The sequence below is a fragment of the Mesorhizobium sp. M1423 genome, from assembly GCF_040317575.1.
Taxonomy (GTDB): Bacteria; Pseudomonadota; Alphaproteobacteria; order Rhizobiales; family Rhizobiaceae; genus Mesorhizobium.
Genome location: NZ_JAMYKU010000016.1, coordinates 132,492 through 155,777 on the forward strand (window position 1 = coordinate 132,492; position 23,286 = coordinate 155,777).

Genomic DNA, 23,286 nt, shown 5'->3' on the forward strand with positions numbered 1-23,286 from the left:
GGAGGAACCGAAACACTGCGGCATCGCTGCCGCGGCCAAGACCTGAGCAGCGTAGAAAGTAAAGTCTGGAACGTATGAACTCTCCCGTCAACATCACCGATCCGCTCGTGCTGTTCATGCCGTCTGGCAAGCGGGGGCGGTTTCCGGTCGGCACGCCGGTGCTGGATGCCGCGCGCCAGCTCGGTGTCTATGTCGAGAGCGTGTGCGGCGGGCGTGCCACTTGTGGGCGTTGCCAGATCGAGGTGCAGGAAGGCAATTTCGCCAAGCACAAGATCGTTTCCTCCAACGACCACATCTCGCCCAAGGGCGCAAAGGAAGAGCGCTACGAGCGCGTTCGTGGGCTGCCCGAACGCCGCCGCCTGTCCTGCTCGGCGCAGATTCTCGGCGATCTCGTCGTCGACGTGCCGCAGGACACCGTCATCAACGCGCAAACCATCCGCAAAGACGCCGACACCAGGGTCATCGCCCGCGATGCGGCAATCCGCATGTGCTATGTCGAGATCGAAGAACCCGACATGCACAAGCCGCTCGGCGACCTCGACCGCCTGAAAATCGCGCTGATGAAGGACTGGGGCCTCAAGAGCCTCGATTTCGATTTCCATCTGTTGCCGCAGGTGCAAGGCATTTTGCGCAAAGGCAACTGGGCCGCGACCGCCGCCATCCACAAGGACACCGACAGCGAGACCGCACGGGTCATCGCCTTGTGGCCAGGCCTCAAGAACGAGGCGTACGGGCTTGCCTGCGATATCGGCTCGACCACGATCGCCATGCATCTGGTGTCGTTGCTATCGGGCCGCGTCGCCGCCTCGTCGGGTACATCCAATCCGCAGATCCGCTTCGGCGAGGATCTGATGAGCCGCGTCTCTTACGTGATGATGAACCCGGACGGCCGCGAAGGCATGACAGTCGCCGTGCGCGAGGCCATTTCGGGCCTCGTCGACAAGGTCTGCGCCGAAGGCAGCGTCCAGCGCAACGACATACTGGATTCCGTTTTCGTCGGTAATCCGATCATGCACCATCTGTTCCTCGGCATCGATCCGACCGAGCTCGGCGGCGCTCCCTTCGCGCTAGCGATCTCCGGCGCCGTCCACATCAAGGCATCGGATATCGGCCTGAAGCTCAACCAGGGCGCCAGGCTTTATATGCTGCCTTGCATTGCCGGCCATGTCGGCGCCGATGCGGCGGCGGTGACGCTGTCGGAGGGGCCGCACCGCCAGGACGAAATGATGCTGATCGTCGATGTCGGCACTAATGCCGAGATCGTGCTCGGCAATCGCCAGCGGGTCGTGGCGGCATCCTCGCCGACCGGCCCGGCCTTTGAGGGCGCGGAAATCTCCGGCGGCCAGCGCGCCGCACCGGGTGCCATCGAGCGCGTCCGTATCGATCCCGAAACGCTGGAGCCCAAATATCGCGTCATCGGCTCGGAACTCTGGTCCGACGAGCCGGGCTTCCTCGACAGCGTGCAGGCGACCGGCGTCACCGGCATCTGCGGCTCCGGCATCATCGAGGTAGTCGCCGAGATGTATCTCGCCGGCGTCATCTCCGAGGACGGTGTCGTCGACGGATCGCTGAGCGCCCGCTCGCCGCGCGTCGTCGCCAACGGCCGCACCTTCTCCTATGTGCTGAAGGAAGGCGGGCCCAAGATCACCATCACCCAGACCGACGTGCGCGCTATCCAGCTTGCCAAGGCCGCCCTTTATGCCGGCACCAAGCTTTTGATGGAAAAGCAGCACACTGATCATGTCGACCGCATCCACTTCGCCGGTGCATTCGGCTCGTTCATCGACCCGAAATACGCAATGGTGCTGGGCCTGATCCCGGATTGCGACCTCGACAAGGTCTCGGCCGTTGGCAATGCGGCCGGCGCCGGTGCCCGCATGGCGCTGTTGAACCGCGGCTATCGCCGCGAGATCGAGGAAACCGTCAGCAGGATCGAGAAGATTGAGACGGCCCTGGAGCCGAAATTCCAGGAGCATTTCGTCTACGCCATGGCGCTGCCGAACAAGATCGACCCGTTCCCCAAGCTTTCGGCGGCGGTCAAACTGCCGCCGCGCAAGACGGTGAGCGAAGACGGCATTGCCGGCGACGCCGCCCCGCGGCGGCGTTCGCGCGAAGGCCACGCCGCGCGGCGCGGGCGGGGATGACTCGCCCCCGCTAGGCCTGTCATACCTTCCATTTTCATTTGTATGCAAATGTTTCCAGATCGCGCCGATCTGGAAACGAAATCGCGTTTTCGTGAAATCCGCCAGATACATAGGCGGTGCATTTAACCGGCATCGAACGGCAGGCAGAACCAGTTTCCGGCCACCGCAACGCTCCAAAGGAGATCAAGATGTCGATGTTCGAAAGCCTCGGCCGCTATGGTGCGGCCTTCAAGAAAGCACGCGAAGCGCGCAAGTCGCTGCGCATCCTGAACAGCCTGCCGCCTGAGATCCAGAAGGACATTGGCTGGCCTGTGTCGCCGCGATCGAGCAAAAAGCAGCTTTCGGTCGGCTGGGGCATGCAGCGCGGATGAAATTCACCGACAAATGCAAGCTGCTCGGTATTCGCCGGGGCCGCAATGCGGCTCCGGCTGCACCCAGCAATTGGCTGCGCGCCGCATTACTGCCCCGGCGTTGAGCTGCGCCGCTGGGTCAGGGACTCCATAGGCCGGACGCTTTGTCGCCGGCCGGGATCAAACCACCGTGTTGAGATCGCATAAATCTTGACTTTTTTGGTGGCGACACAATCTTCGAAATAGTCGGGGGTTCTCTTAGTCGGCTCAGCCGAAGTCCGTGTATCTGTATGCCCAGCCTCAAAAGCCACGTCGTGTCGTTCGTCCTCAGGTACAGCCGCAAGAAGGCGTTTTCCAGCCCGGAGAACCTGCAGCGCTGGATCGCCTATGCGCGCAAGACTGAAAACCATCAGCCGCCTGCGTCGCTGCAGTCGCGCCTGGAGATCACAACCCGCACGATCAGCGGCTTCCCCGTCTACGAGATCGCGCCCAAGGCTGGCGAGCGGAGGCGGATTCTCTACCTGCACGGCGGCGCTTACGTCTTTGAAATCACACCCTATCATTGGCGGCTGATCGCGGACATGGCCGACCGTCTCGGGTTCGGCATCACTGTGCCGATCTATCCCATTGCTCCCGAACACGATTTCCACGCCATGTTCGGCATGGTCGGCGCCGTCTACCGCCAGATGTTCGGCGAAACCGGGGCGAATGACATCATCTTCATGGGCGATTCCGCCGGCGGAAACATGGCCGTCGTGCTGACCATGATGGCTGCGCAAGACGGCCTGCCCTTGCCATCACGCCACGTGCTGATTTCGCCCGGCCTCGACGTGTCGCTCGCCAACCCAGAAATGTATGAGGCTGAACGCAACGATCCGTGGCTGGGCATTGCTGGCGGCCGCGAGGCGATCCGGCTTTACAGCGCCGGTATAGATCCCACCGACTGGCGCATCAGCCCGGTTTACGGCGACCTGTCGGTGCTGCCCAAAACGTTGCTGCTGACCGGTTCACGCGATCTGCTCACCCCCGACAATCTGATCTTCGCGGAAAAGGCACGCGCGGCCGGCGTCGAAATTGAGGTCGTCCACGAGCAAGGCATGTTCCATGTCTGGCCGTTGATCGACATGCCGGAGGCGCGACGCGCGCGGGACAGTATAGTGGCCTTCTTGACCAACGAAACTGACAATTATCATGCCACGGCAGGCGTGTTGTCGCTGCAGAGGACAGACCGCGACGGAACCCCTCGCGATCTGGTTGCGCCGCTCAGGTCGTAGTTTGGGTCAGAACTTCCCAGTTTCCCTGAACATCTCAAACGTCGCGCGGATATGGTCGGCGACTGCCTTCACCGGCGCGCTGGCGTCTGGCGTCACCACCATGGCGAGATTGTAGGTGCCGATGTCAGGCATACCGTCCTTCGGGCACAGCTCGACCATGTCACTGCCGAGGAACGATTTCGGCAGCGGCGCGACTGCAAGATCCGCCATGATCGCGGCGCGCTGGCCGGCCGTGTGTGCGCTCATATAGGCGATGCGGTAGTTGCGGCCCTCGCGGCCAAGCGCCTCCAATGCCCCTGCCCGCCAGGCACAGCCCTCTTCCCACAATGAGACCGGCAGCGGCTCGCGCAGATGCGCGCAACCGCCCTTGGCACCGGCCCAGACGATCGGCTCTGTGAGCAGCACTTCGGCGCCGATCGCGCTGGTCTTGTAGGAGTTGGTGAGCAGCGTGATGTCGAGCGCCCGGTCGTCCATGCGCCGGCGCAAATTGACGCTCTGGTCGATGGTGACGTCGACTGCGATCGATGGATGCGATTGTGCGAACCGCTTCAGCACATGCGGCAGCACACGTTCGCCGTAATCGTCCGGCGAGCCGAGCCGCACCACCCCGACAATGTCTGGAATGATGAACTTCGACACCACCTCGCGATTGATCGACAGCAGCCGGCGCGCATAGCCGAGCAGCATCTCGCCATCGGTGGTCAGCGTCACCGAACGGGCGTCGCGCGCGAACACCGAGCGGCCGAGAATGTCCTCCAGCTTCTTGATCTGCATGGAGACGGCCGACGGCGTGCGGAAGACCGCATTGGCCGCAGTGGTGAAACTGCCGGTCTCGGCGATTGCGACGAAAGTGCGCAGAACATCGAGATCGAGCAGCGGCAGTGGATGATTGAGTGGAGCGTTCATGAAGCGACCTTCAATTTTTCTGATGCAAACCATCATTCCATTTCGTTTGATTGAACATCAGTTTGGGAGGATAGTCAACTCCATCGAAGGCAAGACACGTAGAAGTGGTCCCGAAACAACCATGACACGGACCCTGCAATCGACACGAAATGAAGCTGAAACAAACCCGGTGTACCGCCTGACGCTGCAAGCGCCGGGACAATCCCGGCCCAACGCGAAGGAGAATGAGATGTCTATCCTGTCATCCATCGGTCGGATCGCGACCGAGTTCAGCGAGGCCCGTGCCCGCTACCAGACGGAACGCGCCATCCGCGCGCTGCCGATTGAACTGCAGAAGGATATCGGCTGGCCCGAAGCTGCCGATGCCAAGACCGGCAATCGCCATGGTGTGGGATCTTGGGCCGGAGCAAAGTAACCGTGTGTATCAACAGCTGAAGGCCTGCCGCGCAGATCAGCCCGGCAGGCCTTTTTGTTTGTATTCAAATGATTTCCCCGAGCCATGTCGCCGCCGCATGACGCATATGAGCAAGTCGCATAGCAGCCCGCGCCGGCAATCAACACGTTGTAAATAATCGTAAATCCTGGGCAGAATGCCCAAATTTGTCGCATTCCGTGTCGCTTTTCATATCAAGTGCTTCGCTTTTGCGATTTAGTTTCCCCTCACCTAAGCCTATATCATCATCAACAAACGAGCTGCCCCACTCCATCAAGCGAAGGCGACCCGTCTGAGCAACCGAATGGAGATGATCATGAAGCTTTTTGCCCGCCTCTTTGCCCGCCGCGAAATGAACCTGACGACCGCGCTCGAGCGCCAGCGCCTGGCCAACACCATGCCTGGCCAGACCGGTGCCATGGCCGCCGCGCGCCTCGGCTTTGTCGCCTGAGACAGCAAATCTTGGCAGAAGCAGCCTAGCGCTGCTTCGAAGTCGATCCAGCGCCGCTTCGGCTTTGCCGAGGCGGCGTTTTCGTGTGCGCAGGCCGCGTCGGCTCGTTTGGACAATCCGGCGGCACGCTGTGCCCTTCGCCGCATAGCGATTGCCCATTTGCGACCCATGTCGCAAATAAAGTTTTTCCGTTGCCATCTAGCCAATTGACAGGAAACGTTTTTCCTGATGTCGCTATGCTGATCGCGACATCCTGTTCGCGCCATTGCAGCGTGAGGATCTACCCGTGAACGTCGTAAAGCACCCGATCCGGCGATCGTTTGTATTCTTCCTGGTCCCCGATTTCACCATGATCGCCTTCGCGACGGCGCTTGATCCGTTGCGTTCGGCCAACCGCATGCTCGGCTATGAAGCCTATCGCTGGCGGCTCGCCAGCATCGACGGCAAGCCGGTGCGCGCCTCGAATGGCGTCGAATGCGCCGTCAACACCTCGCTGGAGGAAGAGCGCAAGAAAATGTCCGGACCGGACCGGCCGAACATGGCCATCGTCTGCAGCGGCATCAATGTCGAGCGCTACCAGAACAAATCGGCCTTTGCCTGGCTGCGCGAGGAGTACAATCGCGGCGTTGCCGTCGGTGGCCTGTGCACCGGCGCGCATATCCTGGCCGCCGCCGGCCTGCTGTCCAACAAGCGCTGCGCCATCCATTGGGAGAACCTGCCGGGCTTTTCCGAGGCGTTCCCCAAGGCCAATGTCTTCGCCGACCTCTTCGAGATCGACCAGAACATCTACACCTGCGCCGGCGGCACCGCCGCGCTCGATATGATGCTGAAGCTGATCGGCGACGATTTCGACGAAAGCCTCGTCAACCGCGTCTGCGAGCAGGTGCTGACCGATCGCGTGCGCAGCCCGACCGACCGCCAGCGCCTGCCGCTGCGCGCGCGCCTTGGCGTGCAGAATTCCAAGGTTCTGACCATTATCGAGCTGATGGAGGCCAATCTCTCCGAGCCGCTCTCGCTGATCGAGATCGCTGACCATGTCGACCTGTCGCGCCGGCAGATCGAGCGCCTGTTCCGCACCGAGATGGGGCGCTCCCCTGCCCGTTACTATCTCGAGATCCGCCTCGACCGCGCCCGGCACCTGCTGATCCAGTCGTCGTTGCCGGTGGTCGAAGTGGCAGTCGCCTGCGGCTTTGTTTCCGCCTCGCATTTCTCCAAATGCTATCGCGAACTCTATGCCCGCTCGCCGCAACAAGAACGCGTCGACCGCAAGCAGCTTCTGGCGGCTTGATCCGAGTCATCAGCTGAAGAAAGTCCACCGAGTTAATGCGCTTCGGCCGTGCGCATCGCCTCGACGCGGATGTCTTCCGTCAGCCGCGCCTTCAGTGCCGAAAACTCCGGGCTGGTCTTCAGCGTATAGTGGCGCGGATGCGGCAGGTCGACGGCAACATCCGACTTGATGCGGCCGGGCCGCGCCGTCATCACCACCACGCGCGACGCCATGAAGATCGCCTCCTCGATGTCGTGGGTGACGAACAGCACCGTCTTTTGCCGGCGCTCCCAGATGCCGAGAAGCAGTTCCTGCATTAGCCCGCGGGTCTGGTTGTCGAGTGCGCCGAACGGCTCGTCGAGCAGCAGGATCTCCGGATCGTTGGCCAGTGCCCGGGCAATCGCCGTGCGTTGCTGCATGCCGCCGGAAAGCTGCTTCGGCCAGTGGTTCTCAAAACCTTTCAGACCGACCAGATCGACATAGGACGCGACAATGTCGCTGCGCTCGCGTTCGGCCATTCCGCGTTCGCGCAGGCCGAAGGCGATGTTCTCGGCGACCGTCAGCCACGGGAACAGCGTGTAAGACTGGAAAACCATGCCACGGTCTGGACCCGGCCGGTCCACCGCCTTGCCGTCGAGCAACACGCGGCCCTCACTCGGCGCTTCGAGGCCGGCGACGATCCTGAGCAGCGTCGACTTTCCACAGCCGGACGGCCCGAGGATGGTGATGAAGTCGTTGACGGCGACCGCCAGATCGATCGGCATCAGCGCCTGGACCGGCTGCCCGCCGCCGACACCGGCGAACGTGCGCGAGACGCCTTCGATAAGAAGCTTGCTCACGCCAGGCTCCACGGAAACAGCCAGCGGTTGAGCGCCTTGAAGGCGAAGTCGGATAGCAGCCCGATCAAGCCGATGACGATGATGCCGAAGATGATCTGCCCCGTCGCCAGCCGCGATTGGCTGTTGATGATCATGTAGCCGATGCCCGACGACGAGCCGATCAGTTCGGCGACGATGACATAGGTCCAGGCCCAGCCGAGCACCAGGCGCAGGGTCTCGGCAATCTCCGGCGCATTGGCCGGCATGATCACGCGCCGCACGATACCGTTGTCGGACGAGCCAAGCGTGTAGGCCGCCTCGACCAGGTCGCGCCGTGTGCCGCCGACCTTGACCGCGATGATCAGGATGATCTGGAATACCGAGCCGACGAAGATCACCAGCAGTTTTTCGAGCTCGCCGACACCCGCCCATAGGATGAGCAGCGGGATGAAGGCCGATGCCGGCAGATAGCGGGCGAAGGAGACGAACGGCTCCAGGAACGCTTCCACCGGCTTCCAGGCCCCCATCACGATGCCGAGCGGCACGGCCACGATGGCCGCCATCAGAAAGCCGCCGAAGACGCGCCAGATGGTGATGAGGATGTCGAGCCAGAAGCGGTCCTCGACCAGCAGCCGCCAGCCGTCTCTCAGCATCGAAAGCGGATCGGCAAGGAAGATGCGATTGACGTGGCCGCCAAGCGTGATCCACGCCCAGAACGCCACGAACAGCACGAAGAACGAGATGCCGAGCACGGTTCGAATGCCGGGCGAGACCGGATGCAAGGGGCGCGGCATCGTCAACCGTCCTTTGATCTGAATGGAAAAGCGGCGGCGCAGGGCACCGCCGCCGGGCGACAATCCTGCCGGTCAGTCGGCGACGGCGCTGGTGTCGGCCAATGTCGAGACGTCGGGCGCTTCCTTGATCAGGCCCATCTGCAGCAGAAGCTCGCCGGCAGTCTTGGAAAAGTCCTGGAATTCCTTGGTGAAGAACTGCTTGTTTTCGGCCTTGTCCGCCCATTTCAGGTATTTGGCCGACTCTTCGAACTCCCTGGCCGACTGCTTCACGTCGGCGCCCATGGTTTCATAGGATTTCGCCGGATCGCTCTTGATCAGGGCGAGTGCCTCGAAATAGCTGTCGGCAAGCGCCTTGGCCGCATCCGGATTGGCCTTGAGGAACTCCGGCGTGCAGCCGACCGTGTCGAGCACCATCGGATAGTCGAGAGTGGTCACGAGGATATGGCCCTGGTCCGACTTTTCGCGCACCGCCGAGATGAACGGCTCATAGGTGACTGCCGCATCGTTCTGTCCGGCAAGAAACGCCTGCGCCGCCGCGTCCGGCTCCAGGTTGACGACCGTCACGTCCTTGGTCGACATGCCATTCTTGTTGAGCACCCAGGCCAGCATGAAATAGGGCGACGTGCCCGGCGCCGATGACGCAACCGACTTACCCTTGAGGTCGGCAACGGTCTTGATGTCGTTGCGGGCGACGATGCCGTCGGCGCCGTAGGATTTGTCGAGCTGGAATATCTGCTTGGTCGTCACGCCGTTGGCATTCCAGACCAGCCAGGTCTCGACGGTGGTGGCGGCGCATTGCAGGTCTCCGCTGGCGATGGCAAGCGGCCGGCTGGCTTGCGGCACCTTCTTCAAGGTGACGTCGAGGCCATGCTTTTCGAAGATGCCGGCCTGCTTGGCGAGCGTCAGCGGCGCAAAGCCCGTCCATCCGCTGATGCCGATGCTGACCGATGTGGCGGCCATCGCCGGCGCGCACAACCCAGCGACAAGCGCCAAGCCTGTGGCAAGAATTCCGATCCTGTTCATGTCGGTTCCCCTTTTTTGTTCGGATCGGAATGGTGTCACAGACGCCCACAGGCTTGTCAATGAAGCAGATGCTGCACTGCGGTATGTCACCGCCGGCAGCAAACTTTTCCATTAGCGGGTGTTGTACATCCAGCTGCGGTCGCGCCACATTTTTTCGCCGACCAGGCAGTCGGTGACGGGGATGTCCTGTGCCAGCACCAATGGCGGATGCGCCGCCTCTTCCGCCGCTCGCTGCGGCGAGGCCGGACCGGCAAGCTCAAGCACCAGCTTGCGGCGGATGGCCTCCGGAAACTGCGTCCAGTCATTGACCGGGATCATGAAGGAACCCGGCCCACCGATGACGCAATCGCTGTAGTAACGATCGAGATTGTTGACATCGTAAGCGCTGCTGAACCCGCCGCCCTTGGTCATCAGCGGCAGGCCGTTGACAGTGATGCCCTGCTTGATCACGGCGTCGCGGGTGATGTCGACAGGTGCGCCCTGGTTGTTGGGGCCGTCTCCCGAAATGTCGATCACCCGCTTGACGCCCTGGAAGCCGCTTTCGGCGAACAGATCGCTGGCGAATTCCAGCGCGCCGGAGATGGAGGTGCGCCTGGCACTGGCCGGCGGATGAGCGGAAAGCTGCGCTGCCAGCCGCTCGGCGTCGGCACGGTTGGCGATTACCGTCCACGGCACAACGACCTGCTGCCAAGTCGCGCCTGCCCATTCGACGTAGGTGACGGCAATCTTGCCGTGAGCGCCGTCGCCGATTGCCTGCAGCACGTCGTCGTGCGTCAACGCCGCCGCATAGCCGTGGTGCTGGATTTCGAGCTCGTCGGGCGACATGGACAAGGACACGTCGACTGCCAGCACCAGTTCGACGTCAACCGGCTCGGCGGCGCGGGAGATTGCCGCCGACCATAGCACCGACGCCAGCGCGGCGGCACCCGAGACGAGATGTCTTGCACAGGCAAAAGCAGACATGCCGCACGGTAAGCTAAAATCGACGACCGACAAAGAGGAAAGCCCGGCCGAGAGCGCGGCTGTTCCAGTCACGTTTTTGCGAGCACGTCTCTAAGTTCAGCTGCGCGGATTGAGGTTCTCCGGGTCGTAGAGCGGCCTGTAGCCGACGGCGGCCACTTCGACCGGGTATTTCTCGCCGAAATATTCGACGCTCAACTTGCGGCTCTCCTGGCAATAAGCCCAGGGCAGGTAGGCGAGCGCGATATTCTTGCCGAGGGTCGGACCATAGGCCACCGAGGTCGTGAACGACCGACGGCCGAGCTCGTCGACCAGCGTCTCGCCGGTTTGCGGGTCCATCACCGGCATCGTGCCGACCGGATAGCGGGGAACGCCGTTGGAATCGGTATTGTCCGTCATCACAAGGGTGCAAAGCATGGCCGGCTGATGCGCCCGGGCGCGATATTCCAGATGCTTTGCCTTGCCGCAGAAATCGGCCTCCTTGACCTTCGGCCGGGCAAGATCAGCCTCCAGCAGATTGTACTCGGTCAAGAGATCCGCGTTCTGCAGGCGCAGGCTCTTTTCCATGCGGCGGCTGTTGGCATAGGTCTCGACGCCAAAGGCCATTACGCCGGTCGACCGCAGGGCGTCCCAGACGGCCAGGCCGTCCTCGTAGCGCATATGCAGTTCCCAGCCTTGCTCGCCGACATAGGAGATGCGGAAGGCGGTCACGTCCTTGCCGGCGATCCTGACAGGCTTGATGGCGGCAAAGGGAAAATTCTCCGGCGTCAGTCCGTCGGGATTTTCCACGACCTTGCTCAATGCCGCCCGCGCATTCGGACCCCAGATGCCGACGGTCACGTACTTCTCGGTCACGTCGGTGACGGTAACGTCGAAGCCTTTGTCTTCTGCCGTCCGGCGCATGTACTGGAAGTCGCGCGGTCCGGCATCGGCGCCGTCGATCACGCGGCAGCGGTCGGCCATGCGGATGACGGTCAGGTCGGCGCGCACCATGCCTTCCTCATCGAGGAAATGGGTATAGATGCCCTTGCCGATATTGCCGTCGCCGCCGATCTTTGCCGCGCACAGCCATTCCATCAGCGCGACGTGATCGGGGCCTTCGACGTCGTACATGGCGAAATGCGACAGGTTGACGATGCCGCAATCCTCGCTCATGGCGAGATGCTCGGCATTCGAGACGCGCCAGAAATGGCGGTTGTCCCACTCGTTTTGACGCATCGGCACCCGGTTGCCGTATTTCTCGAGCAAATGCTCGTTGGCGGCGTAGCCATGGGCGCGTTCCCAGCCGCCGAGCTCCATGAAATAGCCGCCGAGTTCCTTCTCGCGCTCCCAGAAGGGCGAGCGGCGGACATTGCGGGCCTTGGAGAAGGGTTCGCGCGGATGCACCGCCGGGTTGTAGACCTTCATCGCCGTTTCGGTGCAGCGGTCCCAGATGAACTGCTCTTTCGTCTGGTGCGGATAGAAGCGCGAATAGTCGATGGCGTGGTGGTCGATCGCCGTGCGGCCGTCCGTCATCCAGTCGGCGATGAGCTTGCCCATGCCCGGGCCATCCTTGACCCAGATGGCAACGGCATACCAGAGGCCCCTGACCTTCTGGCTTTCGCCCATCGACGGGCCGCCGTCCGCCGTCACCTGCAGCAGGCCGTTGAAGGAATGGCTCTCATTGTAGCCCAACTCGCCCAGGATCGGCGTCAGTTCCATGGCGCGCTCGAGCGGCGCCATGATCTGCTCCATGTCGAGATCGCGCTGCGACGGCGAAAGCCGTGCCTCGTTTTTCTCGAGAATGTCGCGCGGATGGCAAAGGCGCGGATTGGTCTCTTCGTAGTAGCCCCACTCGATCTGCCCGCCTTCGGCCGTCTTGGGATCGCCGGTATCGCGCATGTAAGCCGAGTTGCCCTGGTCGCGCAGCAGCGGCCAGCCGATCTCCTTGCCGGTGCCGGCGAACTCGGTGTACGGCCCGAAGAAGGTAAGCGGATGGTCGATCGGCATCACGGGCAGGTCCTCGCCCGCCATTTCCGCAATAAGCCGTCCCCAGATTCCGGTGCAGACCACGACATAGTCGGCTTCGATAGTGCCGCGGTCGGTCACCACGCCCTTGATGCGGCCGTTCTCGATGACGAGCGACTTGGCGGAGGTATTGGCAAACGCCCTGACTTTGCCGGAGGCTTCCGCCTGGTCGACCAGCTTGCCGGCGACCGTCTGCGAGCGCGGGATGACGAGGCCGGCGTCGGGATCCCACAGGCCGCCCTGTACCATCTGTTCTTCGATCAGCGGGAATTTTTCCTTGATCTCGGCGGGATCGATCAGGCGGGCGCGTGTGCCGAAGGCCTTCGCCGAGGCGATCTTGCGCTTGATCTCCGCCATGCGGGCGTCGTCGCCGACGCGGGCGACCTCGAGGCCGCCGATGCGCGCGTAATGGCCCATCTTTTCGTAGAAATCGATGGAATAGAGCGTCGTCCAGCACGACAGGAAATCGTGGCTGGTCGTGTAGCAGAAGTCGGAGGCATGCGCCGTCGAGCCGATATCCGTCGGGATGCCTGATTTGTCGATGCCGACAATATCGTCCCATCCGCGCTCGATCAGGTGATGGGCGACCGATGCGCCGACGATGCCGCCAAGCCCGACGATGACGACCTTCGCCTTTTCCGGAAACCCTGCCATTGCCCGCGACTCCAAGATGCTATTGCGCCAGACTATAGGGCGGCGCCGCGCCGCGCTTGCAGCCTGTTTGCGACATCGCCAAAAAAGCCCGCGCCACCAGCCCGTCGAATGCAGTTAGACCTACGCCTTCGCCCTGCTCAGTACGAAGGCGCTGCTAGAGCCCGTCCTGCGCAGCTTCGAAGAAAAGTGCATACCTTCATCGCCGATTACCGGAAGGAAATAAAAGGCCGGGCGTTTGCCCGGCCTTCAAAAAATCATGGCGTCGACTTTACTTGATGCGCGCGACGCCGCCCGAGATCTCAATGGTCTCCGAACCGGTCAGCGCCTCGAGGTCGCCATTCGGCAAGGTAACAAAACAGCCGCTCGGGCAAAATTCCACGGTTTCGCCGGCGGCCAGCGCCAGCTCGGTCTTGCCGCCGCCTTCCGTCACGATCAGCGTGCGGGTCTCAGCGTCCTTGTTGACCGCGCTGGCGGCATGGGCCGAACCGCCCACGGCCAGAAAAGCGATGGCGGCGACGAGAGACTTCCACATTTTGCAGTATCGGTGTTGCCACCGCCTCTGTTGCATTTTGCAAGGCATTCTCGCCGTTTGCAGGTGAGCTTATATGCAATGCAAGCTGAACGGCAACTGAATGCCGCATTCATGCCGCAATTGGTTTCCGAAGGCTTGAAGGCAAGCTCCAAACAGCTAGTCAGGATCGGGCTTCCGCACCTTGCGTCCCGACTTGGCGAGACGTTTCGCCTCCGCAACTGCCAGTGCTTTTGCTTGCTCTCGCTCGGCGAATTCGACTTCGATCTTGTCGTCGTCGATCGGCCACGCCTCGTGCTTTTTGGTCTCGACGACGGCGCGCGGCGCCGACGGAATTTCGATATGCTGGTCGGCGAACACATCGAAGATTGCAAAGCGGATGTCGTTCTGGACGATATTGCCACTAAGAACGTCTGCCAGGAACACGCGAATCTCGAATTCGAGTGCGGCCGGGCCGAAATTGGAAAACAGCACAAAGGGTTCCGGGTTCTTCAGCACCAGCGGATGGCTGCGTGCGATCTCCAAAAGGACGCCATGCACGTGCTTGACGTCGCTACCATAGGCAACGCCGACCTTGATGTCGACGCGGCCGAGCTTGTTGCGGTGCGTCCAGTTGCCGACCGCATTGTTGATCAGGTTTGAATTGGGCAGGATCACCGATTGCCGTTGGAACGTCTCGATCTCGGTGGCGCGCACGCTGATCTTCTTGACAGTGCCGCTGATGTCGCCGGCGACGATCCAGTCGCCGACCTTGAACGGCCGCTCGGCCAACAGGATCAGGCCCGAGACGAAGTTCGAGACGACATTCTGCAGGCCGAAGCCGATGCCGAGGGACAGCGCACCGGCGACCAGCGCGAGGCTGGAGAGGTCGATGCCGGCGGCCGAGATGCCGACCAGTGCCGCGACGGCGACGCCGGCATAGCCGACCGCCAGCCGGATCGAATTGCGCACGCCGGTGTCGACGCGGCCGCGCGCCATCACCGAGCCGTCCAGCCATCCCTGGAACCAGCGCGTCAGGAAATAGCCGATGATGAAGACAACGACGCCTGAGAGGATGCCGGTGATCGAGATCGTCACCGAGCCGATGGTCAGCCCCGTTGCCAGCTTGTAGGCCCAAGCCTGGATGTCGCCGGGCTGGAAGCCCCACGTCAACAGGATCAGCGGCAGGAACACCAGCACGATCATCACGTTGATGGCGACGCTGACGACCAGGCCGAGCTGGTCGAGCGCGGTCGGCTCATAGCTTGAATTGGCGGATAGCCAACGGCCGATCGAGCTATTGGCGAAGCCGCCTTCCTCGCCGATCGCCCGCGCCGACAGGAAGCCGATATAGGCGGTGACCAGGATGGTGCCGGTGATCACGACCTGCACCGAGACGAACATGGCAAGGCCGATATAGCCGAACAGCGCCGACGCGATGGTGAACAGCCCGAGCGCCACGGCGGTGTAACGCAGCCACGCCGGCCACGGCCGCCAGATCCCGTCGGCGGCCTTGAACGGCTTCAGCAGGCCCATCAGGATCAGGATGACGCCGACGATGATGGTGGCGACAAAGCTTCTGGCGATGGTCAGCGACAGCGGCGAGCCCATCTTGTCGTTCACGACCGACAGGAAATAATTGATGCCGATGGCGACGGCCATGGCCGTCGTCAGCCGCACCAGCCAGCGCGCCGGGCCGGTTTCGACAGGGATCAGACGCCAGTTCGGCAGTCGCGGCTCAAGCGCCGCATTGGTCAGCCGGTTGACGCAGAACACACCCGCGACAACGGCAGCCAGCGCATTCAGGAAGATGCCGATATCGCCGCGCAAGACGTTGTAATAATTGAAAAAGAAAATGGTCGAGGCAAGGAAGACGCCGACTGCCAGCGTCGGCAGCAATGTCGACCAGAACGCCACCGACAGCCGGCTGAGATAGGAGGGATCCTCCACCGAGGGGTCCGCTTCGAACACACGGCCGAACAGGCGCCGCCCGCCGACGAAAAGCACGGCGGCCAAGGCAAGCGCCATCAAGGCCGCGGCAAGAACGGCCTGGAACTTGAACTTGAAGGCAAAGCTCAGCCAGGACGACACCGCCTTGTAGAAACTGGTAAATTCGTTGTTGGCATCGGAAATGACCTCCGGGCTCAATGCATCGGACAGCACGTAACGCTTGGTGAGCTGGTTGCGGAAAAGCTCGCTGCGCATATTGCCGATCTTCTCGATCAGCCCGCTGATGCGGATCGACAGGTTTTGCGCCGTGGCGATGACGGCATTGATCTCGGCTTTTTCGGAGGCCAGCGCCTGGCGTTCGCCGGTCACGATATCGGGCTCGGCCGGCTGGCCCGCGGCCGGCGGCGGGCCTAGCTGCTCTAGCCGGCTGTTGATCTCGCTCAGCCGCGGCCGGAAAGCGAGCGCGCTGTTGAGCGAGGCACGCGACATTTCTTCCAGCTGCAGCCGAATATCGACAAGGCTGGCGTCATCGTCGCCGTCCTGCTGGAACTTCGTTTCGAGATTGTCGGTCTTCGTCGTCAGGTCCTGGAGGATTTTCTGCTGATCACTGACCAGTCCCGCGGGCGCCTGGCCAAGCCCTTGCGCCACCGCTCGCAACGAAAGCGGCGCCGAGGCGACAAGCATCAGGACCAGAACGAAGCGGAGCAGTCGGAAAAACATGATTGTCTGGCGACTCACGGGCGATAAGGCGTTCTAAAGGCCTGCTCTTGATAAAGACCGTCATATCTGGGGGCAAGCCGTCCCTGACGGCCCGCTTTCGAAGTCGGCCAATCCAATCGAAGTCGGGGAGTCGAAAAGCGATGGCGCAATCTTGGCTTTGCGTTGGCGGCCTGCTCTATAGTCTGCCGCAAAGCCTGAAATGGATGACAATAAGAATGGCGGAATATTCGGCCTTTTCGCTTCTCAAGAACGCGCTGACCGGAAACAAGGACTGGAAGCCGGCCTGGCGCAAGCCCGACCCGAAGGCGTCCTACGATGTCATCGTCATCGGCGGCGGCGGCCATGGCCTGTCGACCGCTTACTATCTCGCCAAAGAGCACGGCATCACCAATGTCGCGGTGCTGGAGAAGGGCTGGCTCGGTTCCGGCAATGTCGGCCGCAACACGACGGCCGTCCGCTCCAACTACCTGCTGCCCGCCAACACGCGCTTCTACGAACATTCGATGAAGCTGTGGGAGAACCTGTCGCATGACCTCAACTATAACGTCATGTTCTCGCAGCGCGGCTGCCTGAACCTCGCCCACACACCTGCTCAGCTCGACGACTATGCCCGGCGCGGCAACGCCATGCGCCATCTCGGCGTCGACGCGGAACTGATGACCACGGCGGAGATCGCCCGCCTGGTGCCGGCGCTGGACGTCTCCGCCACGGCGCGTTTCCCGATCGTCGGCGGCCTGATGCAGCGACGCGCCGGCACCGCCCGCCACGATGCGGTCGCCTGGGGATATGCGCGTGGCGCAGATCGCCGCGGCGTCGACATCATCGAAAACTGCGAGGTCACCGGCTTCCTGCGCGACGGCGACCGCATCACCGGCGTCACGACGACCCGCGGCGAAATCCGCGCTAAAAAGGTAGCGGTCGCGGTGGCCGGCAGCACCGGGCGGGTCATGCGGCTTGCCGGCATCGAGACAATGCCGATCGAGAGCCACGTGCTGCAGGCCTTCGTTACGGAATCGCTGAAACCGTTTATCGATACGGTCCTGACCTTCGGCATGGGCCATTTCTATATGTCGCAATCGGACAAGGGCGGCCTTGTCTATGGCGGCGACCTCGACGGCTACAACAGCTACGCCCAGCGCGGCAGCCTGCCGATCGTCGATGAGGTGATGAGCGAGATGCTGGCGCTGTTCCCGGGGCTCGCCCGCGTCCGCATGCTGCGCTCATGGGGCGGCGTCTGCGACATGTCGATGGACGGCTCGCCAATCATCACCACCGGTCCGCTGCCGGGCATGTATCTCAACTGCGGCTGGTGCTATGGCGGCTTCAAGGCGACGCCGGCTTCCGGCTGGTGCTTTGCCTGGACCATTGCCAAGGACGAGCCGCACGATCTCAACGCGGCCTTCACGCTCGACCGCTTTTACCGTGGCATGGTGATCGACGACAAGGGCCAGGGCGCCACGCCCCGGCTGCATTAGGCCATGATCCCGAACCGCAGGTCCGCGTCAGCGAAAAGTGGAAACCGGTTTTCGGACAAGATCATGGTCAAACGAGAAGTTTAAGAGATCCATGCTCATCACCTGCCCCTATTGCGGCCCGCGCGACGTTATCGAATTCACCTATCAGGGCGACGGCAATCGCCAGCGCCCACAGCCCGCGTCGCAAAACCTCGACGCCTGGAACGCTTATGTCTACGACCGGCTGAACCCCGCCGGCGACCACAATGAGATCTGGCAGCATTCCGGCGGCTGCCGCGCCCATCTCAGGGTGGTGCGCAACACGCTGACGCACGAGATCTCCAGCACTGCCTTCGCGCGCGGCGACCACAACTCGGTTGCGCGGCACAGGGCCGAGGACAAGTCATGAGCCCGCGCCGTACCGAGACCGGCGGCCGCATCGACCGGCTGCGGACCATCCGCTTCACCTTCGACGGCGCGCCTTATACCGGCCAAGCCGGCGACACGCTGGCTTCGGCGCTGCTGGCCAACGGCGTCACCCTGTTTGGGCGTTCGTTCAAATATCACCGCCCGCGCGGCGTGCTGACTGCCGGCGTCGAGGAGCCAAACGCGCTCGTGACTGTGTTGAGGGGCGAGGTTCGCGAGCCGAACATTCCCGCCACCATGGTCGAGATCTATGACGGGCTGGCCGCAATGAGCCAGAACCGCTTCCCCTCGCTTGCCTGGGACGTCAATGCCATCAACCAGCTCGGCGGCAAGCTTTTGTCGGCCGGCTTCTACTACAAGACCTTCATGGGACCGGTGGTCGGTCCGCTGAAGGGCACGCGCTTCTGGATGTTCTGCGAGCATTTCATCCGCCGTGCCGCCGGCCTGGGCAAGGCAGGCACGGCTCCCGATACGGCGCGCTACGAACGCATGAACGCGTTTTGCGACGTGCTGGTGGTCGGTTCCGGCCCGGCCGGGCTGATGGCCGCCAGGGCGGCCGCCGATCAGGGTGCACGCGTCATCCTGGCCGAGCTCGAGCCGCATTTCGGCGGCTCGGCCAATTGGTCGGGCGAGACGATCGATGGCATGCCGGCCGCCGATTGGGCGGCGCGCGCCGCCGGCCAGCTCGAAGGCCATGACAATGTTCGCCTGCTGCCGCGCACCACCGTCTGGGGCTATTACGACGGCAACACGCTTGCCGCGATCGAACGCGTCACCGACCATAAGGAAACGCCGGACAAAGGCGAGCCGCGCCATCGCTACTGGACCATCCGCGCCAAATCGGTGGTGCTGGCCACCGGCTCCCTGGAGCGTCCCTTGGTCTTTCCTGGCAATGATCGGCCAGGCGTGATGCTGGCGCATGCGGCCGAGCGCTATGCCAATGAATATGGCGTGCTGCCGGGTCACAGGGTCGCGCTGTTCACCAACAATGACAGCGCCTATCGCGCAGCACTGGCGTTGAAGAAGGCCGGTGCCGCGGTCGTCGCCATCGTCGACGCGCGCCCGGAGCTTTCGAGCGAAATGCGCAAGCTGGCCGGCGAGACCGAAGCCGAGATCTTTTCTGGCCACGCGGTGATAGCCACCGAGGGCGGCAAGGCGCTTTCCGGCTTCAAGGTGCAGCGCTTCGACATGGCCAGTGGTGCGCTTTCCGGCGATGCGCGCAGCATCCACGCCGATTGCCTGCTAATGTCGGGCGGCTGGTCGCCGACCATCCATCTGGCCAGCCAGGCCGGAGCCAAAGCGGAATGGAACGAAGCGTTACAAGCGTTCCTGCCGCCGAAACCGACAACACGGCAATGGATCGGCGCCGGCGCCTTCACCGGCAGTTTCTCCACCGCCGAGGCGATCGCCGAAGGTCGCGCCGCCGGCCTTTCCGCTGCGGGCGCAACAGCCACGCCGGCGGCCTTGCCTGCCGTCGGGGCAGCACCTGGCGATCCCGATCCGGCACCGGTGTTCGAGATCAAGGCCGCAGGAAAAAGCTTCGTCGACTTCCAGCATGACGTGACGGCCGACGACGTGCGTCTGGCACACCGCGAAGGCTTCGTCTCGGTCGAGCATCTGAAGCGCTACACCACGCTCGGCATGGCGACCGACCAGGGCAAGAGCTCCAACATACCAGGCCTCGCCATCATGGCCGAGGCGCTGGGCAAGCCGATCCCGCAGGTCGGCACGACGCGCTTTCGTCCGCCTTTTTCGGCGGTGTCGATCGGCTCGCTTGCCGCCGAACGCTTCGGCGATCTGAAGCCCGAGCGGCTGACGCCGATGCATGACTGGCACGTCGCCAACGGCGCCACCATGTATTCGGCCGGCCTCTGGTACCGGCCGATGATCTACGGCCATCCCGGTGAAACGATCGAGCAGGCCTATGTGCGCGAGGCGAGAGCCACGCGCGAGAGCGCCGGCATTGTCGACGTCTCGACACTGGGCAAGATCGCGGTGCAAGGCCCGGACGCGGCGGAATTCCTCGACCGCGTCTACACCAACATGTTTTCGACGCTGGCCGTCGGCAAGGCGCGTTATGGGCTAATGCTGCGCGAGGACGGCCTCGCCTTCGACGACGGCACCACCTGGCGGCTTGGCGAGCAGGATTTCCTGATGACCACCACCACCGCCAATGCCGGCAAGGTAATGCAGCATCTGGAGTATTTTCTCGACGTGATCTGGCCGGAGCTGAAGGTCCACGTCACCTCGGTCACCGACCAATGGGCCGGTGCCGCCATCGGCGGGCCGAACGCCAGGCAGATATTGGCTGCTTGCGTCAGCGGCACCGCTGTCGACAATGCCGCCCTGCCCTTCATGGGCATCGTCCACGGCGAAATCGCCGGCGTGCCGGTGATGATCTGCCGGCTGTCCTTCTCCGGCGAAATGGCCTTCGAGGTCTATTCCGGCACCGGTTACGGCACCCATGTCTGGGAGGCGCTGATCGAAGCCGGCAAGCCGTTCGGGCTGGTGACCTACGGACTGGAGGCGCTGGGCACCCTGCGCATCGAGAAGGGCCACGTCACCGGCGCCGAGATCGACGGTCGTACCACGGGGCGCGACCTGCATCTCGACTGGATGCTGTCGAAGAAGAAGCCGTTTATCGGTTCGGCGATGATGGATCGCGAGGGGCTGATCGCGCCCGACCGCCTGGAACTCGTCGGTATTGTTTCGCTCGACAACCAGCCGCTAAACGGCGGCGCACACATCGTCGAGGAGCTTGACGAAGCCAATCCGCACGGCTCGCTCGGTCACATCACCGCTTGCTGCTATTCGCCGGCGCTCGGCAAATATATAGCGCTTGCCTTGGTCAAGGGCGGCAAGGCGCGGCGCGGCACGCGCGCTTATGTCTCCGACCCGTTGCGCAACCGGTTCGGGCCGGTCGAGATCGTCTCCAACCATTTCTTCGATCCGGACGGGAGCCGCATGCATGGTTGAGCGCCAATCACCGCTTGAGCCGGTGCTGCATCCAGGCTCGCATGGCAATTTCGAGCACGGTGTCGAAATCATCCTCTCCGAAACCAGGCCGGGTTCGATCCTGCAGCTCGCCGCCTGGCCCGGCCAGGAGAAGGCGTTGATGGCCGGCATCCGCACTGTTACCGGCCTGGCTTTGCCCGACGGCGCCGGCGGCGGTGTCACGGACGGCGTCAGGTCGGTGTTCGGCTTTGCGCCGGGAAAGTTCACAATGGTCGATGAGGCCGAGGGATTGGCATCGGCCTTTGCCGACGGCGTCACTCCGTCCATCGGTACGGTGACCGACCTTTCGCACGGCCGCACCGCGATCCGTATCGCCGGGCCAAAGGCCGAGTGGGTCCTGGCAAAATTCTTCGCCATCGACTTCGCGCTGCCGGCCTTCCCGATCGGCGCCGGCCGCTCAACCATGCATCACGACGTCTTCGCCCAGATCCAGCGCACCGGCGCCGATCAGTTCGACATCTATGTGTTCCGCTCGTTCGCACGCTCGTTCTGGAAGGCGCTCTGCCTCGCCAGCGAGGAAGTCGGTTACGAAGTGCAGTAGCTAGACGGCGCGTCGTCACCCTACTCCGCGAACGTAACCCACTCTTCCAGCGGCGCGCGGTCGGTGCGGAAGGCATTTTCGGGCTTGGACGTATCCTCATGGCCGAGCGCCATGCCGCAGACGACGATCTCCTCGTCGGGGATGTCGAGCACCGGCCTGATCTGCCGGTGATAGGGCGCGAAGGCGGCCTGCGGGCAGGTGTGTAGGCCCCTGCCCCGCGCCGCGACCATGATGTTCTGCAGGAACATGCCGTAATCGATCCACGACCCTTTGTTCAGCCGCCGGTCGACGGTGAAGATCATGCCGACCGGCGCATCGAAGAAGACGAAATTGCGGTCGTGCTGGGCGCGCATCCTGTCGACCTCGCGCCGGCCGATGCCGAGCACGCCGTAGAGGCCGAAGCCGTTGGCCCGCCGTCGCGTCAGATAGGGTTCGAAGAACTGGTCAGGATAGTAGCGGTACTCGTCCCACTCGGCCTTTTCGGCGCGGATGCCCGAGCTGAGGATGGCGTCGGTGATGCGCTGCTTGACCTCGCCCTTGGTCACATAGACCTTCCAGGGCTGCATGTTGGTGCCCGAGGGCGCGCGCGCAGCAACGGCGAGAATATCGCGGATGGTGTCGTCGTCGACCATGTCGGGCAAGAAGGCGCGTACGGACCTGCGCGAGGTGATCGCGTCATCGACGATCGCCGCCGCAATCCGGGAGTTGTTTTCCAGCATGGGCCGTCCCTTTGCGCATAATCCTGGAACCCGGCTTTTCCGGAAAGGATCATGCGCCGACTAGAAGTGATGGAGCATCCTTGCGAGTTTCTATGAACGCTCGACGCCCTATCCGCCTCGACCGGACGCCCCACTCGCCGCTCGTGTGCCGAGCCTTTGCCTGAACCGTCAAAATGGCGCAAGTAAATCTTGTGGGTTCATGAAAATCATCTTGATTTTTTCACAGACCTGCGGTCACATGAAATTTGCTGGGAATTTTTCATCGAGACAGGGATGGCTTTGCCCTCAACCGCCGCAACACCGGAACAAGATAACGGCGAACGGCTGCTGGCCGGCGACATTCGCGCGTTGCGCAAGGCGCGCGGCCTGACGCTTGCCGAAATCGGGCTGAAGCTCGGCCGTTCCGTCGGCTGGGTCAGTCAGGTCGAGCGCGGCCTGTCGATCCCGTCGCTCGGCGATCTCAGGGCCTTCGCCGAATTGTTCGGCGTGCCGGTCAGCCTGTTCTTCAGCCATGACGTGCCTGTCGAGACCGAACGCGGCGTGGTCGTGCGCGCCGGCAACCGGCGCACCCTTGGCACAAGCGATTCCGGCCTGGTGGAGGAGCTTCTGTCGCCGGATCTCGGCGGTAGCTTCGAGATGCTGCGTTCGGTCTTCGCCCCCGGTGCCGAGCTGAAGACCGAGGCCCGCCGGCCGACCGAGGAAGCCGGCTACGTCGCGTCCGGCAGCTTCGACATCGAAATTGCCGGCGTCTGGCACCGGCTTGGAGCAGGCGACTCCTTCCGCTTTGACGGCAAGCCGTTCCGCTGGCGCAATCCTGGAGCGGAACCGGCTGTGGTGATCTGGGTGGTTTCGCCGCCCGTCTATTGATCTGG

The 23,286-nt window shown here is 63.0% G+C and carries 20 protein-coding genes; 11 read left to right on the forward strand and 9 right to left on the reverse strand.

Translation table 11 applies throughout. The features are described from left to right. Positions 1-74: 74 nt before the first annotated feature. The 3 genes from NKG95_RS20615 (at position 75) to NKG95_RS20625 (ending at position 3,768) form a co-directional block, all read left to right on the forward strand. The gene (locus NKG95_RS20615; RefSeq protein WP_352640483.1) at positions 75-2,144 is read left to right on the forward strand and encodes an ASKHA domain-containing protein; all 2,070 of its coding nucleotides are present in this window, start codon (positions 75-77) and stop codon (positions 2,142-2,144) included. Positions 2,145-2,332: 188 nt separating this feature from the next. Beyond that, positions 2,333-2,515 carry a hypothetical protein gene (locus NKG95_RS20620; RefSeq protein ID WP_023719927.1) on the forward strand — a complete coding sequence of 61 codons (183 nt, stop codon included), beginning with the start codon at positions 2,333-2,335 and terminating at the stop codon, positions 2,513-2,515. Between the two features lie 269 nt (positions 2,516-2,784). Further along, on the forward strand, positions 2,785-3,768 hold the full coding sequence (locus NKG95_RS20625) for an alpha/beta hydrolase (RefSeq protein ID WP_353042220.1): 984 nt from the start codon (positions 2,785-2,787) through the stop codon (positions 3,766-3,768). 6 nt (positions 3,769-3,774) lie between these two features. Here the strand turns inward: NKG95_RS20625 and NKG95_RS20630 are convergent, their stop codons facing one another. Further along, the gene (locus NKG95_RS20630) at positions 3,775-4,674 is read right to left on the reverse strand and encodes a LysR substrate-binding domain-containing protein (RefSeq protein WP_023676521.1); all 900 of its coding nucleotides are present in this window, start codon (positions 4,672-4,674) and stop codon (positions 3,775-3,777) included. Between the two features lie 229 nt (positions 4,675-4,903). Here NKG95_RS20630 and NKG95_RS20635 point away from each other — a divergent pair, with 229 nt between their 5' ends. The 3 genes from NKG95_RS20635 (at position 4,904) to NKG95_RS20645 (ending at position 6,846) form a co-directional block, all read left to right on the forward strand. Further along, positions 4,904-5,089, forward strand: a complete 186-nt coding sequence (locus NKG95_RS20635; RefSeq protein WP_353005452.1) for a hypothetical protein — start codon at positions 4,904-4,906, stop codon at positions 5,087-5,089. A gap of 334 nt (positions 5,090-5,423) precedes the next feature. Continuing rightward, a complete protein-coding gene (locus tag NKG95_RS20640) occupies positions 5,424-5,558 on the forward strand; it encodes a hypothetical protein (RefSeq protein WP_013894968.1) in 135 nt (44 codons plus the stop codon). Between the two features lie 349 nt (positions 5,559-5,907). Further along, positions 5,908-6,846, forward strand: coding sequence for a GlxA family transcriptional regulator (locus tag NKG95_RS20645; protein WP_302895626.1), 939 nt, complete (start codon positions 5,908-5,910; stop codon positions 6,844-6,846). A 32-nt stretch (positions 6,847-6,878) separates the two neighbouring features. On the opposite strand, the gene NKG95_RS20650 is transcribed toward NKG95_RS20645, so the two are convergent. The 7 genes from NKG95_RS20650 to NKG95_RS20680 all read right to left on the reverse strand — a co-directional run bounded on the left by NKG95_RS20650 (position 6,879) and on the right by NKG95_RS20680 (position 16,259). Next, complete coding sequence (locus NKG95_RS20650) at positions 6,879-7,664, reverse strand: ABC transporter ATP-binding protein (RefSeq protein ID WP_353042221.1); 786 nt, start codon at positions 7,662-7,664, stop codon at positions 6,879-6,881. Continuing rightward, the gene (locus NKG95_RS20655; protein WP_352484520.1) at positions 7,661-8,437 is read right to left on the reverse strand and encodes an ABC transporter permease; all 777 of its coding nucleotides are present in this window, start codon (positions 8,435-8,437) and stop codon (positions 7,661-7,663) included. Before NKG95_RS20655 ends, NKG95_RS20650 begins: the two co-directional genes overlap by 4 nt. Positions 8,438-8,509: 72 nt before the next feature. After that, positions 8,510-9,460 carry an ABC transporter substrate-binding protein gene (locus NKG95_RS20660; protein WP_353042223.1) on the reverse strand — a complete coding sequence of 317 codons (951 nt, stop codon included), beginning with the start codon at positions 9,458-9,460 and terminating at the stop codon, positions 8,510-8,512. Between the two features lie 111 nt (positions 9,461-9,571). Continuing rightward, on the reverse strand, positions 9,572-10,423 hold the full coding sequence (locus tag NKG95_RS20665) for a DUF1194 domain-containing protein (RefSeq protein WP_353042225.1): 852 nt from the start codon (positions 10,421-10,423) through the stop codon (positions 9,572-9,574). A gap of 96 nt (positions 10,424-10,519) precedes the next feature. Continuing rightward, positions 10,520-13,081: a GcvT family protein gene (locus tag NKG95_RS20670; protein WP_353042226.1), complete on the reverse strand. Its 2,562-nt coding sequence runs from the start codon at positions 13,079-13,081 to the stop codon at positions 10,520-10,522. 268 nt (positions 13,082-13,349) lie between these two features. Then, positions 13,350-13,613 carry a hypothetical protein gene (locus NKG95_RS20675; RefSeq protein WP_023676533.1) on the reverse strand — a complete coding sequence of 88 codons (264 nt, stop codon included), beginning with the start codon at positions 13,611-13,613 and terminating at the stop codon, positions 13,350-13,352. Positions 13,614-13,769: 156 nt separating this feature from the next. Beyond that, a complete protein-coding gene (locus NKG95_RS20680; RefSeq protein WP_352484517.1) occupies positions 13,770-16,259 on the reverse strand; it encodes a mechanosensitive ion channel family protein in 2,490 nt (829 codons plus the stop codon). 215 nt (positions 16,260-16,474) lie between these two features. On the opposite strand from NKG95_RS20680, the gene NKG95_RS20685 reads away from it, so the two are divergent. The 4 genes from NKG95_RS20685 (at position 16,475) to NKG95_RS20700 (ending at position 21,695) form a co-directional block, all read left to right on the forward strand. Continuing rightward, complete coding sequence (locus NKG95_RS20685; RefSeq protein WP_352861090.1) at positions 16,475-17,734, forward strand: sarcosine oxidase subunit beta; 1,260 nt, start codon at positions 16,475-16,477, stop codon at positions 17,732-17,734. Between the two features lie 91 nt (positions 17,735-17,825). After that, positions 17,826-18,122 carry a sarcosine oxidase subunit delta gene (locus NKG95_RS20690; RefSeq protein WP_023719917.1) on the forward strand — a complete coding sequence of 99 codons (297 nt, stop codon included), beginning with the start codon at positions 17,826-17,828 and terminating at the stop codon, positions 18,120-18,122. Further along, positions 18,119-21,115 (forward strand): sarcosine oxidase subunit alpha, encoded by a 2,997-nt coding sequence (locus NKG95_RS20695; protein WP_353042228.1) that lies wholly within the window; start codon positions 18,119-18,121, stop codon positions 21,113-21,115. Before NKG95_RS20690 ends, NKG95_RS20695 begins: the two co-directional genes overlap by 4 nt. Continuing rightward, positions 21,108-21,695 carry a sarcosine oxidase subunit gamma gene (locus tag NKG95_RS20700; RefSeq protein ID WP_353042230.1) on the forward strand — a complete coding sequence of 196 codons (588 nt, stop codon included), beginning with the start codon at positions 21,108-21,110 and terminating at the stop codon, positions 21,693-21,695. The genes NKG95_RS20695 and NKG95_RS20700 overlap by 8 nt, the downstream gene beginning before the upstream one ends. A 20-nt stretch (positions 21,696-21,715) precedes the next feature. Here the strand turns inward: NKG95_RS20700 and NKG95_RS20705 are convergent, their stop codons facing one another. Further along, positions 21,716-22,414, reverse strand: a complete 699-nt coding sequence (locus tag NKG95_RS20705; RefSeq protein ID WP_352484513.1) for a nitroreductase — start codon at positions 22,412-22,414, stop codon at positions 21,716-21,718. Positions 22,415-22,687: 273 nt separating this feature from the next. On the opposite strand from NKG95_RS20705, the gene NKG95_RS20710 reads away from it, so the two are divergent. Further along, positions 22,688-23,281 carry a helix-turn-helix domain-containing protein gene (locus NKG95_RS20710; protein ID WP_352484512.1) on the forward strand — a complete coding sequence of 198 codons (594 nt, stop codon included), beginning with the start codon at positions 22,688-22,690 and terminating at the stop codon, positions 23,279-23,281. Positions 23,282-23,286: the final 5 nt, after the last annotated feature.